The sequence below is a fragment of the Streptomyces dangxiongensis genome, from assembly GCF_003675325.1.
Taxonomy (GTDB): domain Bacteria; phylum Actinomycetota; class Actinomycetes; order Streptomycetales; family Streptomycetaceae; genus Streptomyces; species Streptomyces dangxiongensis.
The window spans coordinates 2789700-2812347 of sequence record NZ_CP033073.1 but is presented as its reverse complement, the minus strand read 5'-3'; the positions used below and the strand labels follow the sequence as shown (position 1 = coordinate 2812347).

The window sequence follows — 22648 nt, the reverse complement described above, 5'->3', positions numbered from 1 at the left end:
CGCACCACCTCACGCCCGTACTCCCTCTTCCCGCAAGGCCTGTACTTCCCCCATGTTCGACGTCGCCGTCTTCGGCTCCCTGTTCCTGACCCTTTTCGTCATCATGGATCCCCCCGGGATCACCCCGATCTTCCTCGCCCTGACCGCCGGCCGGCCGGCCAAGGTGCAGAAGCGGATGGCCTTCCAGGCCGTCTGCGTGGCGGGCGGGGTCATCGCCGTCTTCGGCGTCCTCGGCCATCAGATCCTGGACTACCTGCACGTCTCCGTCCCGGCACTGATGATCGCGGGCGGACTGCTGCTCCTGCTGATCGCGCTGGACCTGCTCACCGGCAAGACCGACGAGCCGAAGCAGACCAAGGACGTGAACGTCGCGCTCGTACCGCTGGGCATGCCGCTGCTGGCGGGGCCCGGTGCCATCGTGTCCGTGATCCTGGCCGTGCAGAAGGCCGGCAGTGTGACCACGCAGATCTCGGTGTGGTCCGCGATCCTCGCGATCCACTTCGTGCTGTGGCTGGTGATGCGCTACTCGCTGCTGATCATCCGGGTCATCAAGGACGGCGGTGTCGTCCTCGTGACGCGGCTCGCCGGCATGATGCTGTCCGCGATCGCCGTGCAGCAGATCATCAACGGGGTCACTCAGGTGATCCGGGGGAGCTGAGCCGTCGTCGGCTCAGCTCCCCCGGAAAGCTTGAGTGGCGAACACCCGTGAACCCTGGCGAACGCCGGCGTGCGCGTTACGAGGCCTGGGTGTCGGCCGGACGGATCCACAGGCGCTGTCCGATGGCGGCGGCCTGCTGCACGATCCGGTTGACGGAGGCGGCGTCCACGACGGTGCTGTCCACGGTGGTGCCGTCAACCTCGTCGAGACGCCTGATTTCGAAGCGCATGGGCTTCTCCCTTCGTCTGGTCATCCTCCTGCGGAGAACTACTCGAGAGCACCGGATGTGTATCCGGTCTCGTGCTCAGTCAACATGCTGCGTGTAACAAACATTCCCTACGCTAAAGAAATTCTTCGAACAACTAATTACTGACCGGTAAGCGGCACTCGTGGGACCGACCGGGACCAGTTGTGTTCGCAGCGTGACCACCGGGACAATGGGGGCGATGAACGACGACCTGGCGGCCCTCGGCGCCCACATCAACCGCACGAACGAGCTGCTGGAACGCATGCTCGCCGAGGTGGCGAAGACGCCCTCCACCCACGCGATCTTCGTGGACGCCGGCTATCTGTACGCGGCCGCCGGCCGGCTGGTCGCCGGGACCGAGGACCGCCGGGCCTTCGACGTGGACGCCGAGGGCCTGATCGACGCGCTCATCGACAAGGCCCGCACGATCTTCGCGGACAGCCGGCTGCTGCGCGTGTACTGGTACGACGGCGCCCGCCGCCGCATCCACACCGCCGAACAGCAGACCATCGCCGAGCTGCCCGACGTCAAGGTCCGGCTCGGCAACCTCAACGCCAACAACCAGCAGAAGGGCGTCGACTCCCTGATCCGCACGGACCTGGAGTCACTGGCGCGGCACCGCGCCATCAGCGACGCGGCCCTCCTCGGCGGCGACGAGGACCTGGTCTCGGCGGTCGAGGCGGCCCAGGGCTACGGCGCCCGCGTGCATCTGTGGGGCATCGAGGCCCCCGAGGGACGCAACCAGGCCGAGCCGCTGCTCTGGGAGGTCGACAGCCAGCGCACGTTCGACCTGGAGTTCTTCAAGCCGTACGTCTCCCGGCGCACGGCCGCCGCCTACGACGCCACCGCCGGCACCCGCCCCACCCGCGAGGACGTCCGCTTCGTCGGCGCCCAGATCGCGGCGAAGTGGCTCGTCTCCCGGGGCCGTGAGGCACTGGTCGAACTGTTCCCCGGCCATCCCTATCTGCCGGGCTCCGTCGACCAGGACCTGCTGGTCGAGGCCGAGGCACTGCTCCAGTACTCCCTGCGCGGCCAGGCCGACCTCCGCCGCGCCCTGCGGGACGGGTTCTGGGACCACCTCCAGGGACAGTACTGACCCCGCGCGGCCGTACCGCCGCCGGTCCGCGCGGGGCCTACGGCCGCCTGCGCGCCCTCGCGGCGCCGTCCCAGAAACCGGCGAGCGCGCGGGCCGTCTCCAGCGGACGGTCGGTGTTGGGGGAGTGCTCTGCGTCCTCGACGACGGTGCGCCGGGCCCCCAGCCGCACCGCCATGTCGTCGAGCAACGGCAGCGGCCAGGTGTCGTCCCGGGAACCCGACAGGACGTGGAACGGCAGCCCGACGGCCGCGAGTTCCGCGACCCGGTCCGGCTCCGTGCACAACTGGCGGCCGGTGGCGAGCAACTGCGCCGGCTTGGTGCCCAGCCAGCGGCGCCGCAGGTCGTCCCGGTCGTCCAGCCCGCCGTCGAGCGCGTGCGTCCCGGTCTCCTCCGGCGGCTCCATCCCCTGCATCGCCTGCCACACCTCCGGCATGCCCAGCACGGCCAGCGCGTCCCGCAGCAGCTTCACGCGCTCCTGCTGGGCAGTCGAGATCTGTGCCGGTCCGGAGGCCATCAGGGTGAGCGACAGGAAGGGCGTGCGGTCGAGCAGCACGGCCGCGCGCGCGATCTGGCCGCCGAGAGAATGCCCCAGCAGATGCACCGGGCCGCCGACCGCCTCCACCTGCGCCAGCACGTCCCGCGCCAACTCCTCCTGCGCGTAGGCGGACTCGTCCGTCTCGGGGCCGTCCGACTCGAACTGGCCCCGCCCGTCCACGGCGACGGTCCGGTACCCGCGCTCGGCGAGCGGCACGTGCAGCGGATTGAAGTCCTCCTTGCTGCCGGTGAACCCCGGCAGCAGCAACGCCACGCCCCTGGGCTCCACCCCACCGGCCGCGGGAGCGTCCACCACGGCGAAGTCACCACGAGCCGTACGAAGCGAGTACGCGCGCGCCCCACGAGGCGGGACGAAGGAGGGAGGCCTGCTCATGGGGAGAGGTTATCCGGGCGGGCCAGGGAGGGGAGATGGCGGCGGTGGGGGAGGGTGCGGCACCGGGGGAGAGGCAGCGGCCGGGCGGTAGCGACGCGGGGGCGGGCCTCTGGGGCGGGCAGCGGGTGGGGGAGGGCGGGCTGTTCCGGCAGTGGGGCACGCGGGGGCGCGGGGGCGCGGGGAGGGCGTGGAACGGCGGTGGGGTGGGGTGACGGCGTGTGTGTGGCGGCGTTTGTGGGGGGTGACCTGGCAGTGGGCTGAGCGGGAATCCTGGGACACCGGCGAGTCCCGGCGCAGGGGGGAACGCCGATGGCCGGGTCCACCTTGGTGAACCCGGCCATCGGACCGGCTGACGCTGCCGCGGGGCACGCGGCGCCCGGGTCAGGCCTCGGGGGCCTCCACGGCCGCCGTGGCCTTGCGGGTCCGGCGCGGCTTGGGCGTCGTCCCGGCACTCTCACCGGCCGCCTCGGCGGCGGACGCCGCGGTCTTGCGGGTCCGACGCGGCTTGACTACCGGCTCCTCGGTGGCCTGCGCCGGAATCCCCGTATCCGGAGCGGCCGTCTCGGTGGCGGCCGCGGTCTTGCGGGTGCGGCGCGGCTTGGCCTCGGCCTCGGTTTCGGCCTGGGGGGCCTCCGGTGCGGCTGCGGCGGTCCTGCGGGTGCGCCGGGCCTTGGGGGCGGTGGCTTCGGCCGTGTCGGTCGCGTCGACGGCAGTGGCTGCGGTCTTGCGGGTGCGGCGCGGCTTGGCCTCGGCCTCGGTTTCGGCCTGGGGGGCCTCCGGTGCGGCTGCGGCGGTCCTGCGGGTGCGCCGGGCCTTGGGGGTGGTGGCTTCGGCCGTGTCGGTCGCGTCGACGGCAGTGGCCGCGGTCTTGCGGGTGCGGCGCGGCTTGGCCTCGGGGGCTTCGGCGGTGTCGACGGCCGTCTCGGTGGCAGCCGCGGTCTTGCGGGTGCGCCGGGCCTTGGGAGCAGCGACCGCGGCCTCGGGGGCCTCCGCCGTGACCGGCTCCGCCGCCTTACGGGTACGGCGGCGCGGCTTGGCCTCGGTGGTGTCGACGGCCGTCTCGGCGGGCGCCTCGGTGGCGGCCGCGGTCTTGCGGGTGCGCCGGGGCTTCGCCTCGGTGGGCTCCGCGGTGATCTGCGTCGGCTCCGCCTCGACGGCCGGCTCGGCCGTCTTGCGGGTGCGGCGGCGCGGCTTGGTCTCCACGGCCGGAGCGGCCTCGGACGTCAGCTCGGCCACCGGGCTGTCCGCGACCACGGGCTCGGTCACGGGTGCGGGCGCGCTCACGGCCTCGGTCGTCGGCGCCGCCTCGGTCGTCACCGCTTCCACCGTCGCCGGCTTGCGGGTGCGGCGGCGACGCGGCTTGTCCGAGGTCGTGGGGGCGTCCAGGACGGCGGGGCCCTCCGCCGTGGCCACCGTCCCGGCGGCGACATCGGCGACATCGGCGACGTCTGCGGTCTCGGCGGTCGACGCGGAAGCCACGGTGGCCGGCGCCGCCTCCGCGACCGCTCCACCGCGGGTACGGCGACGGCGGCGCGGGGTACGGTCCCCCGCCGGGATCTCCTCCGTGGGCGCGGCCGAGGACGTGGCCGTGGACTCGGTCACCGGGGTGCTCTGGGCGCCCGGGGCGGTGTCCAGCGGTGCGCCGTTGCGCGTGCGGCGACGACGGCGCGGCGTACGGGCCGGACGCTCGCGCTCGGCCGGGGCCTGCTCGGCACGGCCGCCGCGGTCTCCGCGGTCGGAACGGTCTCCGCGGTCGGAACGGTCTCCGCGGTCGGAACGGTCTCCGCGGTCGGTGCGGCCTCGGCCGCGCGCGTTCCTGCCGCCGGTCTCGCCGAGGTCCTCCAGGACCTCCGCCTCCAGGCCGGCGCGGGTCCGCTCCGAGCGCGGCAGGGTGCCCTTCGTGCCTGTGGGGATACCGAGGTCGGAGAACAGGTGCGGGGAGCTGGAGTACGTCTCGACCGGGTCGTTGAAGTCCAGCTCCAGCGCCTTGTTGATGAGCTGCCAGCGCGGGATGTCGTCCCAGTCGACGAACGTGATCGCCGTACCCTTGGCGCCCGCGCGGCCGGTGCGGCCGACGCGGTGCAGGTACGTCTTCTCGTCCTCGGGAGACTGGTAGTTGATGACGTGGGTCACGCCCTCGACGTCGATGCCGCGCGCGGCGACGTCGGTGCAGACGAGGACGTCGACCTTGCCGTTGCGGAAGGCGCGCAGGGCCTGCTCCCGCGCGCCCTGGCCGAGGTCGCCGTGGACCGCGCCGGAGGCGAACCCGCGGCGCTGGAGCTGCTCGGCGATGTCGGCGGCCGTGCGCTTCGTACGGCAGAAGATCATCACCAGTCCGCGGCCGTCGGCCTGGAGGATGCGGGCGATCATCTCCGGCTTGTCCATGGAGTGCGCGCGGTAGATGTGCTGCTTGATGTTCGCGACCGTCATGCCCTCGTCGTCCGGCGCGGTGGCGCGGATGTGCGTGGGCTGCGTCATGTACCGGCGCGCGAGGCCGATGACCGCGCCGGGCATGGTCGCGGAGAACAGCATGGTCTGGCGCTTGGCCGGCAGCAGCTTGATGATCTTCTCGACGTCGGGCAGGAAGCCCAGGTCGAGCATCTCGTCGGCCTCGTCGAGGACCAGGCTCTTGATGTGGCTCAGGTCCAGCTTCTTCTGGCCCGCGAGGTCCAGCAGCCGGCCGGGGGTGCCGACGATGACGTCGACGCCCTTCTTGAGGGCCTCGACCTGGGGCTCGTAGGCCCGGCCGCCGTAGATCGCCAGGACGCGCACGTTGCGGACCTTGCCGGCCGTCAGCAGGTCGTTGGTGACCTGCGTGCACAGCTCGCGCGTGGGGACGACGACGAGGGCCTGGGGAGCGTCGGTGAGGGCGCCGGGGGCGGCGCGTCCGGCCTCCACGTCGGCGGGGACGGTGACGCGCTCCAGGAGCGGCAGACCGAAGCCCAGCGTCTTGCCGGTGCCCGTCTTGGCCTGGCCGATGACGTCCGTGCCGGTCAGGGCTACGGGGAGCGTCATCTCCTGGATGGGGAAGGGGGTGATGATACCGACGGCTTCGAGGGCCTCGGCGGTCTCGGGAAGGATTCCGAGATCTCGGAAGGTCGTAGTCAGGGCTATGCCTCTTCTGTGTGCGCGGTGCGAGGCGAGCGCGGGGGTCATGTCTGACCGTGCCGGGGACGTCGGCCGCCGTACGGGCGACCCACTCGGGCAAGCCGTAAGACACGGGACCTCTGCCGACGCTCTAGCGCTCGTACCGCTGAGGGTGTCCCTCCTGTCGTCGTACGATCACTGCCGTACGGTCAGGGAGGGCTGTCGGGTCGGAGCCGATCGGGCCACCGACCGGGCATCCTCATGCGTGCGGCCTGTCGGGACACGTCGAGCACCGTCGACGCGCTCAGCAGGCGCATTACCACCATACCCCGGATTCCCGCACATGTGATGGCCGATTCGGTCACTTGGTTGTGGTCACGGTGGTTGACCAGGGCTCGAACGGCGCGACGAGCGGGCTATTGTGCGCCTCATGACTAGCTCTGACAAGCCTGAGAACGCGTCCGCCGCACCCGCCGGACCCACCGGTGTCGCCGCCCAGGACTGGGCGCAGGCGTCCGCCGACCCGCAGTACCGCGCCGCGGTCGTGGACCTGCTCGGCGCCCTCGCGTACGGGGAGCTGGCGGCGTTCGAACGCCTCGCTGAGGACGCCAAGCTGGCGCCGACCCTCGGGGACAAGGCGGAGTTGGCGAAGATGGCCTCGGCCGAGTTCCACCACTTCGAGCGGCTGCGCGACCGGCTGACCGAGGTCGGCGAGGAGCCGACGGCCGCGATGGACCCGTTCGTCGCCGCACTGGACGGCTTCCACCGGCAGACCGCGCCGTCGGACTGGCTGGAAGGCCTGGTCAAGGCCTATGTCGGCGACTCGATCGCGAGTGACTTCTATCGGGAGGTCGCGGCCCGGCTCGACTCCGACACGCGTGAGCTGGTGCTCGCCGTCCTCGACGACACCGGGCACGCCGAGTTCGCGGTGGAGAAGGTGCGCGCCGCCATCGACGCCGACCCGCGCGTCGGGGGGCGGCTGGCGCTGTGGGCGCGGCGGCTGATGGGGGAGGCGCTGTCGCAGTCCCAGCGGGTCGTCGCCGACCGGGACGCGCTGTCCACGATGCTCGTGGGCGGGGTGGCCGACGGGTTCGATCTCGCCGAGGTCGGGCGGATGTTCTCGCGGATCACGGAGGCGCACACGAAGCGGATGGCCGCCTTGGGCCTGGCCGCGTAGCACACCCTGTGAGGGTCAGCAGACTGTGGGGGCCCGTCGTCCTGCGTCGTCCCGGGGCTGCGCGAGCGTCGTGGTTGCTCGCCCGGCTCCCCGCCCGACGGCGCCCGGCTGCGCCGTCGCCGCGCCGGCCCCCTCAGGCCGTCGCTGATCGCCGGTGGAGGCGGCCCGCGGGGCGCAGCAGCAGGGACAGCGACGCCACCGCGATGATCGCGGCGCCCAGGAGGCTGAGCAGGCCGGCGCCCGGGCCCAGGGCGGTGTGGGTGACGAAGTCGCCGAAGAGGGCGCCCGCGACGCCCGTCGAGTACACCAGCGGGCGGGTCGGCAGCCGGTGTCCGAGGCGGTGCGCCGCCGCCCAGGCGAGGATCAGACCGAGTGCGGCGGAGCCCAGTGCTTCCAGGATCATGTCGGGGGTCCCTCCCACGGCTGGTCTGGCTCGACGGTCCTAGCCCGTCATACCCGTGACCTGCGGATGGCAATCATCGGCTGGGGCGGACGTGTGCTCCCTCTGGGGGCGCATCCCACGGAGAAGGGCCCGGCGGCACACGGCCGCCGGGCCCTTCTCACGACTTCGGCCTACAGCGTGCCGAACCCCACCTTGCGCACGGTGGGCTCGCCGATCTCCACGTACGCCAGACGGTCCGTCGGCACCAGGACCTTGCGGCCCTTCTCGTCCTGGAGGCTCAGCAACTGCGTCTTCCCGGACAGCGCCTCACTCACAAGGCGCTCGACCTCCTCGACGCTCTGACCGCTCTCCAGAACGATCTCGCGGGGCGCGTGCTGCACGCCGATCTTGACCTCCACGGCTATGTCCCTCCGACGGTCAGTGATTGCGCGATCTCCCGCGCCGTACCAGCACACATTAGCCCGGTGAGGGGACGGACACGCTGCGGGCCCGAACGCCAGGAGCGAACACCGCGCGGGAACAGACCGGCGTCAGCGGGGTAGTGGTGTCAGTGATGATCGATGCCGTGCAGCGGGAAACCGGCGATGCCCCGCCAGGCCAGCGAGGTCAGCAACTGCACCGCCTGGTCGCGCGGGACGCTGCGGTCGCTGTGCAGCCAGGACCGGGCCACCACCTGAGCGAGCCCGCCGAGGCCGGAGGCGAGCAGCATCGACTCGGCGCGCGAGAGGCCCGTGTCCTCGGCGATGACCTCGCAGATGGCCTCGGCGCACTCGGTGGTGACCTTGTCGACGCGCTCGCGCACCGCGGGCTCGTTCGTCAGGTCCGACTCGAAGACCAGCCGGAACGCGCCGCCGTCGTCCTCCACGTACGCGAAGTAGGCGTCCATCGTCGCCCGTACGCGCTGCTTGTTGTCGCTCGTCGACGCCAGTGCGCTGCGCACGGACTGGATCAGCGACTCGCAGTGCTGGTCCAGCAGGGCGAGGTACAGATCCAGCTTGCCGGGAAAGTGCTGGTAGAGCACCGGCTTGCTCACGCCGGCCCGCTCGGCGATGTCGTCCATCGCCGCAGCGTGGTAGCCCTGCGCGACGAAAACCTCCTGGGCGGCGCCCAGCAACTGGTTCCGCCGGGCGCGGCGCGGCAGACGGGTGCCACGCGGGCGTACCGCCTCAGTTTGCTCGATGGCTGTCACGCCGCCTCCCAAAGTCGTCCACATGCGGTGTCGGCCGCGCGGCCATCGTACTTTTCGGTAACCCTGGTGTGCGCGGTGCGAGCGCAGAATTTCACGTACCGGACGACGGCGAAAGCCGTGCGGCGCCCCCGGTGCGGCCCGGCGGGTCCCGCGAGGTCAGCGGTAGTCGTCCTCGTCGAGCGAGACCACGCGCGCCTGTTCGACCAGATCGGCCTCGTTCGCGCGGTCCGGGTCGAGCGCCGTCAGCGGGTCGTCGCGGTCCGGCCTGACGGGGGCGTGCTGCTCGACGGCGTCCGCGTCGGGCGCCTCCACGTCGATCTCCGGCCCCGCTTCGGCTTCGAGGTCCTCGACCGCGTCGGGTTCGGTGGGGTCATAGGCCATTGCTGGGCTCCCTTCCTACGAACGTCCCTGATGACAGCAGGGGCCACACGAGGGTGCCCTCTGTACGAGCCTAGGAGACACCTGATGGGGACGCCATGCCATCAGGCCGGCCCGCTGTCCGGTTCTCCGGCCGCCTCCGGTTCACGCTGTGACGGCGAACACACGGACCCCGACGTGATCACCTCGTAACATTGCCGCATGTCTTCGACCGAGTCGCCGTCCGTGCCGGCCGCCAGTGTGCTTCCCAGGGTGGCGCCCGTCCGGCTCGGCGAGGGCGAGCGACTGCGGTCCGTGTGTCTGCCCGGCGTCACCCTGACGGTCCGTTCCCGGCCCGCCACGCGCGAGGGGCTGGCGCCCGCGCTGTACGTCCACGGGCTCGGCGGCTCCTCGCAGAACTGGTCGCTCCTCATGGCCGAGCTGGACGGTGTCGTCGACGGCGAGGCGGTGGACCTGCCGGGCTTCGGCGACTCCCCGCCCCCGGACGACGGTGACTACTCCGTCACCGGGCACGCGCGCGCGGTGATCCGCCATCTCGACGCGGCCGGCCGCGGTCCGGTCCACCTCTTCGGCAACTCGCTCGGCGGCGCGGTCGCCACGCGCGTGGCCGCCGTACGGCCCGACCTGGTCCGCACACTCACCCTCGTCTCGCCCGCCCTGCCCGAGTTGCGCGTGCAGCGCTCGGCGGTGCCGACGGGACTCCTCGGCGTGCCCGGCGTCGCCGCCCTCTTCACCCGGCTCACCCAGGAGTGGACGGCCGAGCAGCGGGTGCGCGGGGTCATGGCGCTCTGCTACGGCGACCCCGGGCGGGTCTCGCCCGAGGCGTTCCAGCAGGCCGTCGAGGAACTGGAGCGGCGGCAGCGGCTGCCGTACTTCTGGGACGCGATGGCCCGCTCCGCGCGCGGGATCGTCAACGCCTACACGCTCGGCGGACAGCACGGGCTGTGGCGCCAGGCCGAGCGGGTGCTCGCCCCCACCCTGCTGGTCTACGGCGCACGGGACCAACTGGTCGGCTTCCGCATGGCCCGCAAGGCCGCCCGCGCCTTCCGCGACTCCCGCCTGCTGACCCTGCCCGACGCCGGCCATGTCGCGATGATGGAGTACCCGGACATCGTCGCCGGAGCGTTCCGGGACCTCCTGGCCCACACGGGCACGGACACGGGCGCGTCCGCCGAGGCCGCGGCCCCGCGCGGCGACGCGGGCGACACCGGCAACACCGGCGGCGGCAGTGCCGCCGTTGTGGACGCGAGGAGCTGAGGGGCAGGGTGGGACGCCACAGCCGCCGCGGACCGGCCCCGAAGAGCGACTCCGCGGACATAGCCGCCAGGCCAGGGCCCGAGCGGAACGAAGGCCGGGACCGAGACTCCGACGACCACGGGGACGCACACCCGGACGACCGCAGGGACGTACACCAGGAGGACCGTCGGGCCTCAGGTTCCGACGGCCGCAGGGACGCACACCCGGACGGCCGTAGGGACGTACACCAGGACGACCGCAGGGCCCCGGGTTTCGACGGCCGCAGGGACGTACACCCGGACGACCGCAGCGACGTACGCAGCGACAACCGCAGCGACGCACACCCGGACGTGCACCAGGACGACCGTCGGGACGCGCGGACCGACGGCCGCCGGAACGCGCACCCCGACGGCCGCCGGGGCGACGCGCCACGCCCCCGGGCCGCGACGCCCGCGCGGGATGCGTCCCGTCTCCCCGACGGCATCCCCGCGCGCGGTGTGCCCCGGCACCCGGACGCCGCTTCCGGCCGGGGCGTGCCGGGACGCGCGGGCGGTGGTGAGGCGCGCGGCGGGCCGCGGTCCGCCGAAGGCACCCCCGCGCGCGGTGCGCCCCCCTTGCCGGACGGTGCGTCCGCGCGGGGTGGGCATCCTGAGCAGCGGGAAGCCGGGGGTGGCTGGGGCGGATTCGGGAGCCGGCCGGCCGGCGCCGACGGGGCCGGCGTGGTGCTGCCGCGGCAGCGGCAGGCGGGGCCGGACGGGCCGGGACGCGGTCCCGGGCCCCGGCCGGAGTACCTCCGAGCCTTCGAGGGACCCGCCGACGCCTCCGAGGACGCCGAGGGCGACGGCGTCTCCGGCGTGCGCGCCGGGCGGACCCGTCGCACGGGGCCGCAGCGGCCGGCCGGCGAGCCGCGGGCGGACGCCTCGGCGGCCGACGGCGTCGTGCTGCCCGCCCAGCGCGGCGGGAGCAGGGGACGGGCCCTCACCGGCATCGCGGCGGCTGCCGTCACCACCGTGCTCGCCGTCGTCGTCGCCGGGCAGGTGACGAAGGGACGGGACGACGACGCGAAGTCCCCGTCCGCCGGGCGGACCGCCGAGGCGAACGCCTCCGGCGCACCGGCGCCGTCCACCGCGCCGGGCGGGGTGGCGCTGTCCTACGACCAGAAGATGAACCGGACGTACCCGCTCGGCGCCACGCTGAAGGGCCCCGGGAAGTTCGACGCCGTGCCCGGTTCCGCCGAGGCGCCCGGTGCCGGCCGGAAGTACCGCTACCGCGTGGACGTGGAGCGGGGACTGGGGCTGGACGGTGAGCTGTTCGCCGAGGCCGTGCAGAAGACGCTGAACGACGACCGGAGCTGGGCCCACGACGGCGCCCGCACCTTCGAGCGCGTGTCCTCCGGCGAGCCCGACTTCGTGATCACGCTGGCCAGCCCCGGCACCACCGCCACATGGTGTGCCAAGTCCGGCCTGGACACCACGGAGGACAACGTCTCCTGCGACTCGGCCGCCACCGAACGAGTGATGATCAACGCGTACCGGTGGGCCCAGGGAAGCCGGACGTACGGCAGCGCCATCCACGCGTACCGGCAGATGCTGATCAACCACGAGGTCGGCCACCGGCTCGGGCACGGGCACGTGACCTGCCAGAAGGACAACGAGTTGGCGCCGGTCATGCAGCAGCAGACCAAGTTCCTCGACCACGACGGGATCCACTGCCGGCCCAACCCGTGGCCCTACCCCAGGAGTTGACGGCACTCACTTATGTCACATTGACATGAGTCGCAAGTTCGTTCATATTTCTGCCCATGTGGTCCAGTCACGCCGTCTCTCACAGCGCAGCCATCGAGCTGGCGCTGATCGGCGTGACCGCGCTCTGCGTGGCCGACATCGACTGTCGCTGACGCCGCCTCCCTGGCGTTCGCGTCGCGACCTTTCTCTCCCTCTCGTCCGTGACCGTGTCACGGACGTTTCGACGACCCGGCGCCGGGGCTGACGTCTGCCCACAGTCGTCTCACTCCTCGTCCGCATGTCTCACTCTTCGAGAATCCCTCGATCAGTTCCCCGAGAGGTCGTCATTCCGATGCATCAACCGTCCGTCATAGCGCGCCGCGTGGCAGCGGCATCCGTCAGCCTGGTCGTGGCAGCGGGCGCCGCCGCCTGCGGACCGAAGGACAGCGATGCCAAGGGCTCCGGTGGCGACTCCACGCCCCACAAGGGCGGCACGCTCACGGTTCTGAACTCCCAGCCGCAGAGCGACTTCGACCCCGCGCGCCTCTACACCTCCGGCGGCGGCAACGTCCCCTCGCTCGTCTTCCGCACGCTGACCACGCGCAACCGGGAGAACGGCGCGGCCGGCGCCAAGGTCGTCCCGGACCTCGCCACCGACACCGGGCGCCCCAACAAGGACGCGACCGTGTGGACGTACACCCTGAAGAAGGGCCTGCGCTACGAGGACGGCACGCCGATCACCTCGGCCGACATCAAGTACGGCGTCGAACGTTCCTTCGCCCCCGAACTCTCCGGCGGAGCCCCCTATCTGCGGGACTGGCTGGTCGGCGCCGCCGACTACCAGGGCCCGTACAAGGACAAGAAGGGCCTGTCCGCGATCGGGACGCCGGACGCCCGGACCATCGTCTTCCATCTGAACAAGCCCGAGGGCGAGTTCCCGTTCCTCGCCACCCAGACGCAGTTCACCCCGGTGCCCAAGGGCAAGGACACGGGCACCAAGTATGAGGCGCACCCCGTCTCCTCCGGCCCCTACAAGGTGGTCCGCAACGAGAACGACGGCGAGCACCTCGTCCTGCAGCGCAACACGAACTGGTCGGCGGCGACGGACCCCGAGCGCAAGGCCTACCCGGACAGGATCGACGTCCGCTCCGGACTCGACTCCTCGGTGATCAACCAGCGGCTGTCCGCGTCCCAGGGAGCGGACTCCACCGCAGTCACCACCGACACCAACCTCGGCCCGGCCGAACTCGCCAAGGTGACCGGTGACAAGAAGCTGGCCGCGCGCGTGGGCACCGGCCACTTCGGCTACACCGACTACATCGCGTTCAACCCGAAGGTCAAGCCGTTCGACGACCCCAAGGTGCGCCAGGCGATCTCGTACGCCATCGACCGGTCGTCGGTGGTCAACGCGGCCGGCGGCAGCGCCCTCGCCGAGCCCGCCACCACCTTCCTGCCGAACCAGAAGTCCTTCGGCTACACGCCGTACGACCCGTTCCCGGCCGGTGAGACCGGCAACCCGGCCAAGGCCAGGGAACTGCTCGCGCAGGCGGGTCACAAGAACGGGCTCACCGTCACGCTGACCCACTCCAACGACAAGGACTTCGAGACCAGCCCGGAGATCGCCACCGCCCTCCAGGACGCGCTCAAGAAGGCCGGCATCACGGTCAGGTTGCAGGGCCTGGAGGACAACGACTACCGGGACAAGATCCACAGCGTGCGGGCCGAGCCCGGCTTCTTCCTCGCCCACTGGGGTGCCGACTGGCCCTCCGGCGGCCCCTTCCTCGCCCCGATCTTCGACGGCCGGCAGATCGTCAAGGACGGCGCGAACTTCAACACGGGCCTGCTCGACGACAAGTCGGTCAATGACGAGATCGACCGGATCAACAAGCTGACCGACCTCGCCGCCGCCGCCCAGCGGTGGGGCGCCCTCGACAAGAAGATCGGCGAGAAGGCCCTCGTCGTGCCGCTGTTCCACCCGGTCTACAAGCGTCTGTACGGCTCGGACGTCAAGAACATCGTCATCAGCGACTGGACCGGCGTCCTGGACATCTCCCAGGTCGCGGTGAAGTAGCACCGTGAGCGAGGCACTTGCCGCCGTCGGGGCCGCCGGGACGGACACCTCCGTCCCGGCGGCCCCGGGGGCACATCAGTTCTGGCGGCGGCTGCGGGCGCAGCGCGCCGCCCTGGTCGCCGCGGCCGTCGTCGCGCTGCTCGTCCTGGTGGCGCTCGCCGCGCCCCTGCTCACCGCCCTGGAGGGCCAGGACCCCACCACCTACCACCCCTCGCTGATCGACTCCGCACGCGGAGGCGTGCCCATCGGCTCCTTCGGCGGCGTCGGCGCCGACCACTGGCTGGGCGTCGAACCGCAGACCGGACGCGACATGTTCGCCCGGCTCGTGTACGGGGCGCGGGTGTCGCTCGGCGTGTCGCTGGGCGCCACGGTGGTGCAGGTGGCCCTCGGGGTCGCCGTGGGCGTGGCATCCGGGCTCGGCAACCGCTGGGTCGACGCGGTCCTGAGCCGCGTCACCGACATCTTCGTCTCACTTCCGCTGATGGTCATGGCGCTCGCGCTGCTGGCCATCGTGCCCAGCGGTTTCCCGCGGCCCGTCCTCGTCGCCGTGATCATCGCCCTGGTCTCCGGCTGGAGCACCACGGCCAAGATGGTGCGCGCGCAGACGCTCACCCTGAAGAACCTCGACTACGTCGCCGCGTCCCGGCTCAGCGGCTGGAGCATCGGGCGCACCGCCGTACGCGAGCTGCTCCCGGGCCTGGCCGCACCGGTCATCACGTACGCCGCGCTGCTGATCCCGCAGAACATCAGCGCCGAGGCGGCCCTGTCCTTCCTCGGCGTCGGCGTGAAGCCGCCCACGCCGTCCTGGGGGCAGATGCTCACCTCCGCCGACGTCTGGTACCAGGCGGCCCCCCAGTACCTGCTGCTGCCGGCCCTCGCCCTGTTCGTCACCGTGTTCGCGATGACCGTCCTCGGCGACGGCGTCCGCGTGGCCCTCGACCCGCGCGCGGCCTCACGCCTGCGCGTCGGCACCGGCCGCAAGCGGGAGGCCCGCGCGGAGACGGCCGCACCGGGCCCCGCTCCGGACGCCGTACCGGCTCCCGCACCGAAGGAGGAGGAGCGCGCGTGAACGGCTTCGCCGGCTTCGTCCTGCGCCGGGCCGTCGGCGCACTGGTCACCCTGTTCGTACTTTCGGTGATCATCTACGTCGTCTTCTACGTCACCCCCGGCAACGTCGCCCAGATCACCTGCGGCCCGCGCTGCTCCCCGGCCCAGGTCCACCAGGTCGCCGAGCAACTCCACCTCGACGACCCGCTGTACGTGCGCTACTGGCACTTCCTGCAAGGACTCCTCGCGGGCCAGGACTTCTCGACGGGCACCTCCGTGGAGCACTGCCCGGCACCCTGCCTGGGCCAGTCGTACCAGACCGACCAGCAGGTCACCGACATCATCCTGACCAAGCTGCCCGTGAGCCTCTCGCTCGTGTCCGGCGCGATGGTGATCTGGCTGTTCCTCGGCATCGGCACCGGCGTGCTGTCCGCCTGGCGGCGCGGCCGGCTCTCCGAGCGCGTCCTGACCGCGCTCACCCTGGCGGGCACGGCCACCCCCGTCTTCGTCATCGGCCTCGTCCTGATGATCGTCGTCTGCGGCGAGCTGCAACTGCTGCCCTTCCCGCAGTACGTGCACTTCACCGACGACCCCGAGCAGTGGGCCTGGAACCTGCTGCTGCCCTGGTTCTCCCTCGCCCTCGTCGAGGCGGCCAACTTCGCCCGGCTGACCCGGGCGTCGATGCTGGAGACGCTGGCCGAGGACCACATCCGCACGTTCCGCGCCTACGGCGTCAGCGAGCGCGCGGTCATCGCCCGGCACGCCCTGCGCGGGGCGACGGCATCCGTCATCGCGCTCAACGCGGTCACCTTCGGCTCCGCCGTCGGCGGCGCCGTCCTCACCGAGACGCTCTTCGGTCTGCCGGGCATCGGCCAGGAGCTGGTGCACGCGGTGAAGGTCGTCGACCTGCCGGTGGTCGTCGGCATGGTGCTGGTCACCGGCTTCTTCGTGATCCTCGCCAATGCCGTCGCGGACGTGCTGTACGCGGTGGCCGACCGACGGGTGGTGCTCGCATGAGCCTGGTGGACGTCAGGGACCTGACCGTGGACTTCGGCTCCCTGCGAGCCGTCGACGGGCTCTCCTTCAGCCTGGCCGAGGGCGCCGCCCTGGCCCTCGTCGGCGAGTCCGGCTCCGGCAAGTCCACGGTCGCCGGCGCCCTGCTGGGCCTGCACCGGGGCACCGGGGCCCGCGTCGGCGGTTCCGTCCGGGTGGCCGGCACCGACGTACAGGCCACTTCCGACGAGGAGCTGCGGCGGCTGCGCGGCGCCAAGGCCGCCATGGTCTTCCAGGACCCGCTGTCCTCGCTCGACCCGTACTACGCCGTCGGCGACCAGATCGCCGAGGTGTACCGCGTCCACGCGCGCGTGCCGCGCCGAGCCGCACGGGCGCGTGCCGTCGAGGTACTGGACCGGGTGGGCATCGCGGACGCGGCACGCCGGTCGCGGTCCCGCCCGCACGAGTTCAGCGGAGGCATGCGCCAGCGCGCCCTCATCGCCATGGCCCTCGCCTGCGAACCGAGCCTGCTCATCGCCGACGAGCCGACCACCGCGCTCGACGTCACCGTCCAGGCCCAGATCCTCGACCTGCTGCACACGCTGCGCGAGGAGACCGGCATGGGCCTGCTGCTCGTCACCCACGACGTCGGCGTCGCCGCCGAAAGCGTGGACGACGTCCTCGTCATGCGGCACGGCAGGGCCGTCGAGCACGGACCGGTCGGCGCGGTCCTCGCGGCGCCCGCCGAGGCGTACACCCGCGCACTCCTCGACGCCGTCCCGCGCGTGGACGCCCGCCGGACCGGCTCCCCGGCCACCGACGAGGTCGTGCTGGAGGCCACCGGCGTGCGCCGCGAGTTCGGGCGCGGCAGGAACGCGGTCGCGGCCGTCGACGACGTCTCGCTGACGGTGCGTCGCGGGGAGACCCTCGGCGTCGTCGGGGAGAGCGGCAGCGGCAAGACCACGCTCGGCCGCATGCTCGTCGGGCTGCTGGAGCCGACGGCCGGCGCGATCCGCTACGAAGGTCGCCCGCACACCGGCGTGAACCCGTCCGTCCAGATGGTCTTCCAGGACCCCGTCTCCTCCCTCAACCCCCGCCGCAGCGTGGGCGAGTCCATCGCCGATCCGCTCCGCGCGCGCGGGACGGGGGGACTCTCGCGCGAGCGGGGCCGGGCGTGGGGCGGGGACGAGGCCCGCATCCGGGGGCGCGTGACGGAACTGCTGGAGCGCGTGGGGCTCGAAGGGGCGCATTACGACCGCTACCCGCACGAGTTCAGCGGCGGACAGCGCCAGCGCATCGGCATCGCCCGGGCGCTCGCCGCCGAGCCGCGCGTCATCGTCTGCGACGAGCCGGTCTCCGCGCTGGACGTCACCACGCAGGCCCAGGTGGTCGCCCTCCTGGGCGAACTCCAGCGGGAACTGGGCCTCGCCCTGGTCTTCATCGCGCACGACCTCGCCGTGGTCCGCCAGGTCAGCGACCGGGTCGCGGTGATGCGACGCGGCCGGCTCGTCGAGTACGGGCCCGCCGACGAGGTGTACGACACCCCGCGCGACCCGTACACCAGGCAGCTCCTGGCCGCCGTACCCGTGCTCGACCCCGAACTGGCGGCCCGGCGCCGCGCGGCCCGGTGCGAACCGGCGGCTGCGTAGCGCCGACGCGCTCGGCGGGATGCGGGATGCGGGGCGGCCGGGTTCCGGATCATCGGGCGACCGCTCGGTGATCACCGCCCGCTTCCTTAGCGCGACGTAACGCGATCCGCACGCGAAAGTCACGACCGTTCACCCCTTCTGGTGGTGCGACGGACAACCGTCCGTCGCACCACCGCCTTGTCCGCTTACGTTCGTCCCGCCGCGAGCCGCCGGGACAACGGCGGCTCCCCAGAGGGGAGATCGGGGGTGCACACGTGCGCGTAGGACTGCTTACGGAGGGTGGCTATCCGTATGTGGGCGGTGACGCCGCGCTCTGGTGCGACCGGCTCGTGCGTGGGCTCGGACAGCACGAGTTCGATCTCTACGCGCTCGGCTGCGGCCCGTGCCCGGAGGAGGGCGAGCACCCCGTTGCGCTGCCCCCGCAGGTCAACCGGGTGCGTACCGCACCGCCGCGGGCGGCCGAGGCCGACGGGGTCGCGTACGGACGGCGCGCGCGCCGGCGCTTCACCGAGCGCTACGGCGAACTGGCGCTGGCGGTCTCCGCCGGGACCCTCGGCACCGACGCCGACAGCACGTCCGATGAGCAGGCGGACCGTTTCCGCAGCGCGCTGTACGGGCTCGCCGAACTCGCCCGCGAGGACGGCGGACTCGTCGGCGCGCTGCGTTCCGACACCGCCGTGAGCGCCCTCGAACGCGCCTGCCGAGCGCCCGGCGCCCTGCGCACGGCGCGCGAGGCGCGCGTACCCGAGCTGCTCGCCGTCGCCGCACACCTCGAACGCGCCCTGCGCCCCCTCTCCCTCGACTGGTACGACGACGACGGTCTCGGCGCGGCCGACCTCTGCCACGCCACCACCGGCGGCCCCGCCGCCCTCGCCGGGCTGCTCGCCCGGCACTTCTGCGGCGTACCGCTCCTCGTCACCGAGTACGGCGTCCGACTGCGCTCGCACTACCTGGGCGCCGGCCCCGGCACCGCCACCCCCGCCGTACGCGCCCTGCTCGCCGCCTTCCACGGCCGGCTCGCCGCCGAGGTGTACCGCGCGGCGGCCCTCCTCACCCCGGGCAACGCGCACGCCCGCCGCTGGCAGGAACGGTGCGGCGCCGACCGCGCCCGCATCCGCACGGTGTACCCGGGCATGGACGCCACCCGCTTCGCCGAGGCCGGCGAGTCCCCGGACCGCGCCGGCCCGCACACCCTGGTCTGGGTCGGGGGCGTCGAACCCGCCAAGGACCTCGTCTCACTGCTGCACGCCTTCGCCGAGATCCGCAAGGAGAGACCGGAGGCCCGCCTGCGTATCGTCGGCGCGCCCCTGGGCGCTCAGGGGGCGGCCTACCTCGGACACTGCCGGGTGCTCGCCGCACAGCTCTTCCCGGACGAGGCCGACGGTGTGCACGCCGTCGGCGACAACCCCGTCTCCTTCGAGGAGATCGGCGGCCCCGAGGCACCCACCCTGGCCGACGCGTACGCCGCCGGCGCGGTCGTCATCCTCTCCAGCGTCGTGGAGGGCTTCCCGATCAGCCTCGTGGAGGCCATGCTGTGCGGCCGGGCCACGGTGTCCACGGACGTGGGCGCGGTCGTGGAGGTCATCGGGGGCACGGGACTCGTCGTGCCCCCGCGCAATCCCAGGGCGCTCGCCGAGGCATGCGTGGGGCTGCTGCGCGACCCCGAGCGCCGTGCGCGCCTCGGTGCCGCGGCGCGCGCCCGCGCACTCGAACTGTTCACCGTCGAGCAGAACGTCGCGGCGTTTCACGGCATCTACCTGGAGATCGTCTCGCACAGCCCGGTCCGCCGGGTCGTCCTCGACGCGGCCGGCGCCCCTCTGCCGTTCGCCACGCCCGCCGAGTCCCGCGTCCCCGGCCACTGGACCGGCCCCGCACCCCGCGCCCTGCCCGGCTGGGCCACGACCGCCCCCGTACGGGCCACCTCACCGGTGGCCCCGGGGGGAGCGCGATGAGCGACGTGCACAGCCGGCCACCGGGCACCGGCCCAACTCTCCCAGCACCACGCAACAGCTTGCTGTGCCGAGCGACGGGGCCCTGGGTACGACGGGGGGCTGGGGGGCCGGTTCGGCGGCCGGGCTCGGAGGGGTGGGCTGCGGTTCGGCGGCCGGGCTGAGGGGCTTGGGCTCCGGTTCGGTGGACGCACTTGAGGGGTTGGGATCGGGTTCCTCGGCGGGCGGGGCCGGCGGTTCGGGCTCCGGTTCGGTGGGTGGGCGGGCGGGCGAGTGGGGCGGGCCGGGTTCCGCCGCTGTGCGCGGGGCCGTTGTGGAGGATGCCCGGAGCGGAGGGGGTGCGGACCGGGGCGGACCGCCCGGGTATGCCCGGCGGAGCCGATCCGAGGGACGCGCGGTCGGGGGAGTGGCCGGCGAACGAGCTGCCCGGCCTGACGGACCCGGCGTCGAACGGGAGCCATACGCCTAAGACTCGCCAGGGGCCGGTCGACCCGGTGAAAGTCCTGCTGCACCGGCACCGTGAGCTGTGTGAGCAGGCCGTGGACCCGTTGGAGATCGCTGCCGGGCTGGAGGCGCACGGGGTGACCGGACGGACCGCCGCCCGCCTCCACCACCGTGACGTCTTCTCGCTCGCAGAGGAGATGTACGCGCGCGTGCCACGTACCGGCGAACCGCACCCGGCGCCCACCTGCCTGCCGGTGCCCCGCGCCCGTGCGAGCTGGGCACTGCTCAGCCTCCTGCCCGGGACGCTCGGCGCGGCCACCGTGATCGCGCTGGGCCTCGCCCACGGACACCCCCGCCCACTGGTGGCCCTTGGCGGCCTCCTGGCCATAGCCCTCGCCACGCGCGCGGCGCTGCGCCACGGGCCCCTCGCCGGTCCGCCCGGCACGCGCGCGTGGCGTCCCACGTACGCCGCGCGGGCATGGACCGTGTGGCTGCTCGCGTACGCCCTCGTCGGCGACGGCCTCCTCCACAACGTCATGACGGGCGGCCCCGACGCCCCGCCCACCCTCACCGGAGACGGCCCCTGGCCAACGGCCGGCGCCCCCGTCCTCGCCCTGCTGCTGGCCTGCGCCCCCGCCGCCTGGTGCGCCCACCTCCTCACCGCCGTCGCCCGCCGCAGACTGGCCGGCAGCCGTGGTCTCGGAGACTTCACGGCCGCCGCCAAGCCGCTGCTGCTCGGCACGCTGGCCCTGTTCCTCGGCGCCCTCGCCGGTCTGCTCCAGCTATGTGCCACGGTCCTGCACGCACCCGCGGCCCGCCCGCAGGCCCTCACCCTGGGCGCCCTGCTCCTGCTGGCCCGCCTGCTCACCACGCACCGCCACCGGCACGCCCCCGTGCTCGCGCTCGGCGCCGCGGCGGCGACGGAAGCGGCGGCCCTGGCACTGCCGCTGGCCGGCCGGCTGCCCGGCTGCGCCTTTCTCGCGGTCCCCGTGCGGACCCTCGTCGGCGCCGCGGGGGAGGCCGCCGTACCGGCCCTCGCCTGCGGCACCGCGGCCCTGGCCCTGCTGCTGCACGCCGGCCGCACCCTCACCCAGGCCTCGGCCCACGCGCCCACGGGAGCAGCCGAGTGACTCTTTCGCCCACCGGTCCGACCCACAGCCGGAGGCACCCGCATCACCCCTTTGAAGGAGAACACCAGATGACCACCTCCCGACCCGGAGCATCCGGAGCGGCCGGAGCAGCCGCAGGAACCCTCGAGACAGCCGGTACCACCGGCGCGCACACCCCGGGAGCCGCCCGATGAGGATCCTGCTGATCGGCGCCAACGGATTCATCGGCCGCTTCGTCGCCGACCGCCTCCTCGCCGACCCGGCCGTCCAGCTCACCGCGCTCGGCCGTGGCGACGACGCCGACGTCCGCTTCGACCTCGCCACCGGCAGTCCGGGGGCCCTCACCCGCTTCCTGGACGCGGTCCACCCCGGCGTCGTCGTCAACTGCGCGGGCGCCACCCGCGGCGGCGCCCGCGAACTCACCCGGCACAACACCGTCGCCGTGGCCACCGTCTGCGAGGCCCTGCGCCGCAGCGGCTGCGGCGCCCGGCTGGTGCAGATCGGGTGCGGTTCGGAGTACGGCCCGAGCCAGCACGGCTCCTCCACGGCCGAGGACGCCGTACCGCGCCCCGGCGGCCCGTACGGCGTCAGCAAACTCGCCGCGACCGAACTGGTCCTCGGCTCCGGTCTGGACGCCGTCGTCCTGCGCGTCTTCTCACCGGCCGGCCCCGGCACCCCGGCCGGTTCCCCGCTCGGCCGGCTCGCCGAGGCGATGCGCCGGGCCATGCAGTCCGGCGACGGCGAACTCAAACTCGGCGGCCTCGGCGCGCAACGCGACTTCATCGACGTCCGCGACGTCGCCCGGGCCGTGCACGCCGCCTCGCTCTCCGCCGCGCAGGGCGTGATCAACATCGGCTCCGGCCGTGCCGTCCGCCTGAGAGATGCCGCCGCCGTCCTGGCGCGCGTGGCCGGGTACGGCGGTGCCCTCCACGAACTCGACGTCCCGCCCGGGCCCCTGCGCGGCGCCATCGGCCACCCGCGCCCGGACTCCGACCACACGGCCCCGACGGCCTACCCGTACCCGGACGGCTGCGGCAGTTGGCAGCAGGCCGACGTGCGCACCGCGCGCGACCGGCTCGGCTGGCGGCCCCGTATCGCCCTCGAGGAGTCCCTGGCCGACATCTGGATGGAGGCGGCATGCCGCATCTGACCTGGCACCGCCGCGCCGGTGCACGGAGGATGACCGGCTACCGGGACGACATCGTCTCGCCCGTCGGAACAGGTGTCTCGGAATGAAGAAGGCCGTGGCAGTGTTACGTGGAG

The 22648-nt window shown here is 73.1% G+C and carries 20 protein-coding genes; 13 read left to right on the top strand and 7 right to left on the bottom strand.

The annotated features are described in order from the left end of the window. Nucleotides 1-52: 52 nt before the first annotated feature. Entirely contained in the window at nucleotides 53-658 is a 606-nt protein-coding gene (locus D9753_RS12275) for a MarC family protein (protein ID WP_121787055.1), read from the top strand. A 76-nt stretch (nucleotides 659-734) separates the two neighbouring features. On the opposite strand, the gene D9753_RS36515 is transcribed toward D9753_RS12275, so the two are convergent. Continuing rightward, nucleotides 735-887 carry a hypothetical protein gene (locus D9753_RS36515; RefSeq protein ID WP_163010686.1) on the bottom strand — a complete coding sequence of 51 codons (153 nt, stop codon included), beginning with the start codon at nucleotides 885-887 and terminating at the stop codon, nucleotides 735-737. Nucleotides 888-1104: 217 nt separating this feature from the next. On the opposite strand from D9753_RS36515, the gene D9753_RS12270 reads away from it, so the two are divergent. Then, on the top strand, nucleotides 1105-2001 hold the full coding sequence (locus tag D9753_RS12270) for an NYN domain-containing protein (protein ID WP_121787054.1): 897 nt from the start codon (nucleotides 1105-1107) through the stop codon (nucleotides 1999-2001). Between the two features lie 37 nt (nucleotides 2002-2038). On the opposite strand, the gene D9753_RS12265 is transcribed toward D9753_RS12270, so the two are convergent. Beyond that, complete coding sequence (locus D9753_RS12265; protein WP_121787053.1) at nucleotides 2039-2929, bottom strand: alpha/beta fold hydrolase; 891 nt, start codon at nucleotides 2927-2929, stop codon at nucleotides 2039-2041. A 381-nt stretch (nucleotides 2930-3310) separates the two neighbouring features. Continuing rightward, nucleotides 3311-5944 (bottom strand): DEAD/DEAH box helicase, encoded by a 2634-nt coding sequence (locus tag D9753_RS12260; protein ID WP_240468119.1) that lies wholly within the window; start codon nucleotides 5942-5944, stop codon nucleotides 3311-3313. 502 nt (nucleotides 5945-6446) lie between these two features. Here D9753_RS12260 and D9753_RS12255 point away from each other — a divergent pair. Next, the gene (locus D9753_RS12255; protein ID WP_121791033.1) at nucleotides 6447-7193 is read left to right on the top strand and encodes a ferritin-like fold-containing protein; all 747 of its coding nucleotides are present in this window, start codon (nucleotides 6447-6449) and stop codon (nucleotides 7191-7193) included. A 133-nt stretch (nucleotides 7194-7326) separates the two neighbouring features. Here the strand turns inward: D9753_RS12255 and D9753_RS12250 are convergent, their stop codons facing one another. From D9753_RS12250 to D9753_RS12235, 4 genes are all read right to left on the bottom strand, one after another. Beyond that, the gene (locus tag D9753_RS12250; protein WP_121787051.1) at nucleotides 7327-7596 is read right to left on the bottom strand and encodes a hypothetical protein; all 270 of its coding nucleotides are present in this window, start codon (nucleotides 7594-7596) and stop codon (nucleotides 7327-7329) included. A gap of 170 nt (nucleotides 7597-7766) precedes the next feature. Then, nucleotides 7767-7994 (bottom strand): DUF3107 domain-containing protein, encoded by a 228-nt coding sequence (locus D9753_RS12245; protein ID WP_163010685.1) that lies wholly within the window; start codon nucleotides 7992-7994, stop codon nucleotides 7767-7769. Nucleotides 7995-8143: 149 nt separating this feature from the next. Next, nucleotides 8144-8785 carry a TetR/AcrR family transcriptional regulator gene (locus tag D9753_RS12240; protein ID WP_121787049.1) on the bottom strand — a complete coding sequence of 214 codons (642 nt, stop codon included), beginning with the start codon at nucleotides 8783-8785 and terminating at the stop codon, nucleotides 8144-8146. Nucleotides 8786-8941: 156 nt separating this feature from the next. Beyond that, entirely contained in the window at nucleotides 8942-9166 is a 225-nt protein-coding gene (locus D9753_RS12235) for a hypothetical protein (protein ID WP_121787048.1), read from the bottom strand. Nucleotides 9167-9364: 198 nt separating this feature from the next. On the opposite strand from D9753_RS12235, the gene D9753_RS12230 reads away from it, so the two are divergent. The 10 genes from D9753_RS12230 to D9753_RS12190 all read left to right on the top strand — a co-directional run bounded on the left by D9753_RS12230 (nucleotide 9365) and on the right by D9753_RS12190 (nucleotide 22535). After that, nucleotides 9365-10420: an alpha/beta fold hydrolase gene (locus D9753_RS12230; RefSeq protein ID WP_121787047.1), complete on the top strand. Its 1056-nt coding sequence runs from the start codon at nucleotides 9365-9367 to the stop codon at nucleotides 10418-10420. 698 nt (nucleotides 10421-11118) lie between these two features. After that, a complete protein-coding gene (locus D9753_RS12225) occupies nucleotides 11119-12144 on the top strand; it encodes a DUF3152 domain-containing protein (protein WP_394346703.1) in 1026 nt (341 codons plus the stop codon). A gap of 56 nt (nucleotides 12145-12200) precedes the next feature. Then, nucleotides 12201-12296, top strand: coding sequence for an Ms4533A family Cys-rich leader peptide (locus tag D9753_RS38975; RefSeq protein WP_338057974.1), 96 nt, complete (start codon nucleotides 12201-12203; stop codon nucleotides 12294-12296). A 179-nt stretch (nucleotides 12297-12475) separates the two neighbouring features. Further along, nucleotides 12476-14194, top strand: coding sequence for an ABC transporter substrate-binding protein (locus tag D9753_RS12220; RefSeq protein WP_121787046.1), 1719 nt, complete (start codon nucleotides 12476-12478; stop codon nucleotides 14192-14194). Between the two features lie 4 nt (nucleotides 14195-14198). Then, a complete protein-coding gene (locus D9753_RS12215; RefSeq protein ID WP_121787045.1) occupies nucleotides 14199-15263 on the top strand; it encodes an ABC transporter permease in 1065 nt (354 codons plus the stop codon). After that, the gene (locus D9753_RS12210) at nucleotides 15260-16258 is read left to right on the top strand and encodes an ABC transporter permease (RefSeq protein WP_121787044.1); all 999 of its coding nucleotides are present in this window, start codon (nucleotides 15260-15262) and stop codon (nucleotides 16256-16258) included. Before D9753_RS12215 ends, D9753_RS12210 begins: the two co-directional genes overlap by 4 nt. Then, on the top strand, nucleotides 16255-17883 hold the full coding sequence (locus D9753_RS12205; RefSeq protein ID WP_121787043.1) for a dipeptide ABC transporter ATP-binding protein: 1629 nt from the start codon (nucleotides 16255-16257) through the stop codon (nucleotides 17881-17883). The genes D9753_RS12210 and D9753_RS12205 overlap by 4 nt, the downstream gene beginning before the upstream one ends. A 254-nt stretch (nucleotides 17884-18137) precedes the next feature. Beyond that, nucleotides 18138-19835, top strand: a complete 1698-nt coding sequence (locus tag D9753_RS12200; RefSeq protein WP_121787042.1) for a DUF3492 domain-containing protein — start codon at nucleotides 18138-18140, stop codon at nucleotides 19833-19835. 491 nt (nucleotides 19836-20326) lie between these two features. Next, nucleotides 20327-21406 (top strand): hypothetical protein, encoded by a 1080-nt coding sequence (locus D9753_RS12195; RefSeq protein WP_121787041.1) that lies wholly within the window; start codon nucleotides 20327-20329, stop codon nucleotides 21404-21406. Between the two features lie 169 nt (nucleotides 21407-21575). Beyond that, a complete protein-coding gene (locus tag D9753_RS12190; protein ID WP_121787040.1) occupies nucleotides 21576-22535 on the top strand; it encodes an NAD-dependent epimerase/dehydratase family protein in 960 nt (319 codons plus the stop codon). The last annotated feature ends 113 nt before the right edge of the window (nucleotides 22536-22648 follow it).

What these genes read in the sequence shown, in the direction of transcription:
- D9753_RS12275 (WP_121787055.1), top strand. Translation starts at nt 53, where the DNA reads ATGTTCGACGTCGCCGTCTTCGGCTCCCTGTTCCTGACCCTTTTCGTC.
- D9753_RS36515 (WP_163010686.1), bottom strand. Translation starts at nt 887, where the DNA reads ATGCGCTTCGAAATCAGGCGTCTCGACGAGGTTGACGGCACCACCGTG.
- D9753_RS12270 (WP_121787054.1), top strand. Translation starts at nt 1,105, where the DNA reads ATGAACGACGACCTGGCGGCCCTCGGCGCCCACATCAACCGCACGAAC.
- D9753_RS12265 (WP_121787053.1), bottom strand. Translation starts at nt 2,929, where the DNA reads ATGAGCAGGCCTCCCTCCTTCGTCCCGCCTCGTGGGGCGCGCGCGTAC.
- D9753_RS12260 (WP_240468119.1), bottom strand. Translation starts at nt 5,944, where the DNA reads ATGACGCTCCCCGTAGCCCTGACCGGCACGGACGTCATCGGCCAGGCC.
- D9753_RS12255 (WP_121791033.1), top strand. Translation starts at nt 6,447, where the DNA reads ATGACTAGCTCTGACAAGCCTGAGAACGCGTCCGCCGCACCCGCCGGA.
- D9753_RS12250 (WP_121787051.1), bottom strand. Translation starts at nt 7,596, where the DNA reads ATGATCCTGGAAGCACTGGGCTCCGCCGCACTCGGTCTGATCCTCGCC.
- D9753_RS12235 (WP_121787048.1), bottom strand. Translation starts at nt 9,166, where the DNA reads ATGGCCTATGACCCCACCGAACCCGACGCGGTCGAGGACCTCGAAGCC.
- D9753_RS12230 (WP_121787047.1), top strand. Translation starts at nt 9,365, where the DNA reads ATGTCTTCGACCGAGTCGCCGTCCGTGCCGGCCGCCAGTGTGCTTCCC.
- D9753_RS38975 (WP_338057974.1), top strand. Translation starts at nt 12,201, where the DNA reads ATGTGGTCCAGTCACGCCGTCTCTCACAGCGCAGCCATCGAGCTGGCG.
- D9753_RS12220 (WP_121787046.1), top strand. Translation starts at nt 12,476, where the DNA reads ATGCATCAACCGTCCGTCATAGCGCGCCGCGTGGCAGCGGCATCCGTC.
- D9753_RS12205 (WP_121787043.1), top strand. Translation starts at nt 16,255, where the DNA reads ATGAGCCTGGTGGACGTCAGGGACCTGACCGTGGACTTCGGCTCCCTG.
- D9753_RS12190 (WP_121787040.1), top strand. Translation starts at nt 21,576, where the DNA reads ATGAGGATCCTGCTGATCGGCGCCAACGGATTCATCGGCCGCTTCGTC.